This is a genomic window from Micromonospora globispora (assembly GCF_003857015.1).
Taxonomy (GTDB): Bacteria; Actinomycetota; Actinomycetes; order Mycobacteriales; family Micromonosporaceae; genus Micromonospora; species Micromonospora globispora.
The window spans coordinates 1-4,533 of record NZ_QGGF01000177.1; the positions used below are offsets into that span (position 1 = coordinate 1).

The 4,533-nt window shown below is 73.8% G+C and carries 6 protein-coding genes and 1 pseudogene; 2 read left to right on the plus strand and 5 right to left on the minus strand.

Features of this window, described 5'->3' with window-relative positions; all coding sequences use genetic code 11:
- Positions 1–53: 53 nt before the first annotated feature.
- Positions 54–302 (plus strand): annotated as a pseudogene (locus DKL51_RS06755) (MFS transporter); the annotation flags it as partial.
- A gap of 176 nt (positions 303–478) precedes the next feature.
- On the opposite strand, the gene DKL51_RS06760 reads toward DKL51_RS06755, so the two are convergent.
- The 4 genes from DKL51_RS06760 to DKL51_RS06775 all read right to left on the minus strand — a co-directional run bounded on the left by DKL51_RS06760 (position 479) and on the right by DKL51_RS06775 (position 2,813).
- On the minus strand, positions 479–742 hold the full coding sequence (locus DKL51_RS06760; RefSeq protein ID WP_109945052.1) for a hypothetical protein: 264 nt from the start codon (positions 740–742) through the stop codon (positions 479–481).
- 105 nt (positions 743–847) lie between these two features.
- A complete protein-coding gene (locus DKL51_RS06765) occupies positions 848–1,309 on the minus strand; it encodes an SRPBCC family protein (protein WP_109945050.1) in 462 nt (153 codons plus the stop codon).
- Between the two features lie 52 nt (positions 1,310–1,361).
- A complete protein-coding gene (locus DKL51_RS06770) occupies positions 1,362–1,778 on the minus strand; it encodes a DUF2795 domain-containing protein (RefSeq protein WP_109945049.1) in 417 nt (138 codons plus the stop codon).
- 57 nt (positions 1,779–1,835) lie between these two features.
- Positions 1,836–2,813 (minus strand): YihY/virulence factor BrkB family protein, encoded by a 978-nt coding sequence (locus tag DKL51_RS06775; protein ID WP_109945048.1) that lies wholly within the window; start codon positions 2,811–2,813, stop codon positions 1,836–1,838.
- Positions 2,814–2,961: 148 nt separating this feature from the next.
- Here DKL51_RS06775 and DKL51_RS06780 point away from each other — a divergent pair, with 148 nt between their 5' ends.
- On the plus strand, positions 2,962–3,366 hold the full coding sequence (locus DKL51_RS06780) for a ChaB family protein (protein WP_109945047.1): 405 nt from the start codon (positions 2,962–2,964) through the stop codon (positions 3,364–3,366).
- 57 nt (positions 3,367–3,423) lie between these two features.
- Here DKL51_RS06780 and DKL51_RS06785 read toward each other — a convergent pair.
- Positions 3,424–4,533: aldehyde dehydrogenase family protein (locus tag DKL51_RS06785; RefSeq protein WP_124811842.1), on the minus strand; the 1,110-nt coding region annotated here is incomplete at its 5' end.

Sequence of the window (4,533 nt, forward strand, 5' to 3'; positions counted from 1 at the left end):
TCGTGGGGCGGGTGGTGCAGGGGGTGGTCGCCGAACGGCTGGGCAGCTCGCGGGTGCTGCGGGGGAGCCTGCTCGGGATGGCGGCGGGCGCGCTGCTGATCGCCCTGCCCGCGCCCGCCTGGGTGGCGGTGGCCGGGCTGCTCGTCGTCGGCTTCGCCGCCGCGCCGGTCTTCCCGCTGCTCACCCTCACCACCGCCGAGCGGGTCGGCGGGGCGCACGCGGACCGGACCATCGGCCTGCAGATCGGCGCTGCCGGGCTGGGCGGCGCGCTGGTGCCCGCCGGGATCGGCCTGCTGGTCGGCCGCACCTCGGTCGAGAGGCTCGGCCCGGCGCTGGTGGTGCTCGCGGTGGCGCTGATCGCGCTGCACGCCGCCGGGGCGCGGGGGAGGGCCCCGGTCGCCGGCTGCCGCACCGTCCCGCCGGCCGCCCGGTCAGGCGCCCGCCGGGGCGAGGCCGGGCGACCGGGGGTGGGCCGGACTCACATGGTGTCGGGGCCGGTCCGTCCCGTCGTCGAGGGCCGGTACGCCCTCTCCGAGTCGGTCATCTCCTGCCGCTCGGCCTCCGGCCCGGCACCCCGGTCCACCGGTTCGGGACCGTGCCCGAACGCGGCCTCCTCGCCGGCGTCGTTGCCGGTGACGTCGTCGGCCTGGCCGTCGAGGCTCGAGCCGGCGAGCGCCCGGTCCAGCTCCCGCAGGGGAGTCTTCTCCTCGTCGCGCCACACGTGGCTGTCGTTGTCGGTCATTCCCCGTCGGTACCCGAGGGCGATGATCGCAAACGGCCGCCCGGACACGCCGATGGCCGCCGGATCACCGGCGGCCATCGCGAATGTCACCCGGGGGTCAGGGGGTCACGGTTGCGGGCGGTCGACCTTGCCGCGCCAGGCGCCGGTCTCCTGACCGCGCCGCTCGATGAACTGCTTGAACCGCTCGAGGTCGCCCTTGGCCCGGCGGTCCACCACGCCCAGCTTGTCGCCGGCCTGCTCGACCACCCCGTGCGGCTCGAACTCCATCTGCAGGGTGACCCGGGTGTTCCCCTCGTCCAGGCGGTGGAAGGTCACCACGCCGGACTGCTGGGTGCCGCCGGTGGACTTCCAGGCGACCCGCTCGTCCGGCAGCTGCTCGGTGATCTCGGCGTCGAACTCGCGCTTCACCCCGGCGATCTCGACCGTCCAGTGGGTCACCGTGTCGGAGAGCTGCCGCACCTCCTGCACGCCCTCCATGAAGTGCGGGAACTCCTCGAACTGCGTCCACTGGTCGTAGGCGGTCCGGATCGGTACGGCGACGTCCATGTGCTCGACAACGCCACTCATGAAGAATCCTCCTCTGCGCGCCGCTGACAGTTCGGATCGTGGGCCGATCCGGTCACCAGCGGGTCGTCTCGTTCTTGTGTCCGAGCGCGGCCCACACCTCGGAAACCGTCTGGTAACGGGTGCCGTCGGGCAGTCGCTCCAGCGCGTCGACGATGTCGGCCGGCGCGTCGTTGTCCCGCGCGTTGGCGATCAGCGCCTCCCGGTCCCCGGGCAGGGCCGACATGGTGATGTACCGGCCGAGTCGGCTGCGCCCCTCGACGTCGTCCATGCTCATGCCCTGCGGATTGCCGCCGCGGGACGCGCCGGCGGTGAGCGTCTTCGGCTCGGGCTGGTCCTCGCCCGCCGGCTCCGGCTGGCGGGACTCGTCGACCCGCGAGCCGCCGGCCCCCGGCCCCTGCAGGAGGCCTTCGACCTCCCGGCTCATCTGCTCGTCAACCCTGGGCCCGTGCTTGCTGCTGCCACGTTCCATGCCTGCAGACATGCCCGACGGGGCCGCCGGTAAACCGGGCCGGTCGCCGTCACCCGGTCACGAGTCGGCTGGTGCGCGGGGCGGCAGCACCGGCTCGCCGGGATCCCCGCCGCCGGCCTGCATCACCCGGCCGCGCTGGAGTTCGGCGTTCACCTGCACGCCGAGCAGCAGCGCCGAGTTGGACAGGTAGAGCCAGACCAGGAAGGCGATGACGGCGCCGAGGCTGCCGTACGTCACGTCGTACGAGCCGAAGTTGGCGACGTAGAGGCCGAAACCGAAGGAGGCGAGCACCCACGCCACCAGGGCCAGCCCGCCGCCCGGGGTCAGCCAGCGGAACCGCGGCTGCTGGACGTTCGGGGCGATCCAGAACAGCAGCGACAGCAGGGCCATCATCACGAGCGCGAGCACCGGCCACTTGGCGATGCTCCACACCGTCCGGGCCAGCCCACCGGCGTGCAGCCGGTCGCCCACCGCGTCGGTGACCGGCCCGCTGACGATCAGACCGGTGGCGAGGATCGCGAACAGGACCAGGGACACCCCGGCCAGGCCGATCTGCAACGGCCGCAGCCGGTAGAACGGGCGGCCCTCCTCAACCCCGTAGATCGCGTTGGACGCCCGGGTGAACGCCCCGATGAACCCCGACGCCGACCAGAGGGCACCGAGCAGACCGAAGCTGAGCAGCACCTTCGCCGAGCCCTGCTGCTCGACCACGCCCCGAACGACGCTCACGAAGCTGTCATTGCCGACCACGGAGCCGGCGCCGACCTCCCGGGCCAGGCCGATCACCGTGTCGACCGTGCGCTGGCCGTCGGAGACGAGGCCGACCAGGGCGACCACCACGATGGTGGAGGGGAAGAGCGCCAGCACGCCGTAGTAGGTGAGCGCCGCCGCCCAGTCCGCGCAGTTGTCCTTGACGAAGTTCTTCGCGCTGCGGACCAGCACTCCACGCCAGGTCGCCCAGCTCAGCTGGCGTACCCGACGGGGGATCCGGGCCCGCTGCCGGCCGGTGACCGCCGGTTCGGTCGTCGCTGCCATGAACCCGCCCCCTGTTCTCGCCGCGCGGGCGCACCCCCGCGCGTGGCCCGGCGGTACCCCGCCCGCGAAATCGACAAACCGGGTACCGGTTTGCCGTCGGGGCGTGGGGGAACGGTCAACAGGGAGCCCACAACGCGAGGAGGACGAGATGCCCGGGCGCGAGGTACTGCCCAGCACGCTGCGGCGCTCCCCGGAGAAGGCCCAGCGGACGTGGGAGAAGACGCACGATTCGGCGATCGAGACGTACGGCGAGGGGGAGCGGGCGCACCGCACCGCGTTCGCCGCCGTCAAGAACGAGTTCGAGAAGGTGGGCGACCACTGGGAGTCGAAGGGGCGCAAGGGCCCCAGCGACCGGCAGGCCGCCGGGGGCGGCCCGCAGCGGCGAGCCAAGACGGCCGCCGGCGTGGACGCCAACGCCCCGAAGGACCACCTGATGGAGGTCGCCAAGAAGCTGGACGTGCCGGGCCGGTCCCGGATGACCAAGCCGGAACTGGTCAAGGCGATCCAGAAGGCGAACGACAAGGCCACCCGCGAGGCGCGCGGCGGCCGCTGACCGGCCGACAGCACGGGAGCCCGGGACCGCTGGTCCCGGGCTCCCGTCGTCGTACGGTCACCAGTGGCCGCCGCCGGGGGCCTCGATGTGCACCGTCTTCACCGTGCTGAACTCGTCCAGCAGTTCGGGGCCGTACCCGAAGCCCTGGCCGCTGCCGCGGCGCGGCTGCGCGGCACCGCCGGGCGCGCCGCCGAAGACCGCGTTGATCTTCACGGTGCCGACCGGCAGTTCCCGCCAGGCCCGCTGCGCGTGGCTCATCGACCCGGTGAGCACCGTGGCGGCCAGCCCGTACGGCGAGTCGGCCGCGCAGCGGAGCCCCTCGCTGAACGAGTCGACCACGATCACCGGGGCGACCGGACCGAACGTCTCCTCCCGCACCAGCGCCATCTCGTGCCGGCACTCGGCCACCACCGTCGCCGGGTAGAACGCGCCCGGGCCGTCCGGCAGCGTCCCGCCGGTACGGACCTGCGCCCCCTCGGCCACCGCGGCGGTCACCTGCCCGTGCACGTGGTCGCGGTGGCGCCGATCCACCAGCGGTCCGAGCTGGGTCCCCGGGTCCCGGCCCGGACCCATGGTCAGCGCCCTGGCCCGCTCCACCAGCGCGTCGACGAAGTCCTCCGCCAGGTCCCGGTGCACGTAGATCCGTTCCACCGCGACACAGATCTGGCCCGCGTTGGCGAAGCAGCCCAGCGCGGCCTGCTCGGCCGCCCACACCGGGTCCACGCCGGCGTCGACCACCAGCGGGTCGCTGCCGCCGTTCTCCAGCAGCACCTTCGCGCCGGTCCGGGCGCCGGCCGCGGCGATCGCCCGGCCGGTGGCCGTGGAGCCGACGTGCGCCACCACGTCCACCTCCTGCCCGGCCAGCGCCGCGCCCACCTCCGGGCCGCCGGTCAGCAGCGACAGCACCCCGGCCGGCAAAGCCGAGTCCAGCGCCTTCGCCAGCAGCCAGCCGGTGCCCGGCGTCCGCTCACTGGGCTTGTAGAGCACCACGTTGCCGGTGACCAAGGCCGCGCCGAGCAGCCCACAGGAGACCGCCACCGGGTCGTTCCACGGGGTGATCGCGGCGACCACGCCGCGCGGCTCGGGAGCCATGAAGTCCAGCGCGGAATGCCCGCCGTGCAAGGTCCGCCCACCCCGGACCGGGCCGAGCTCCGCGTACTGCCGCAG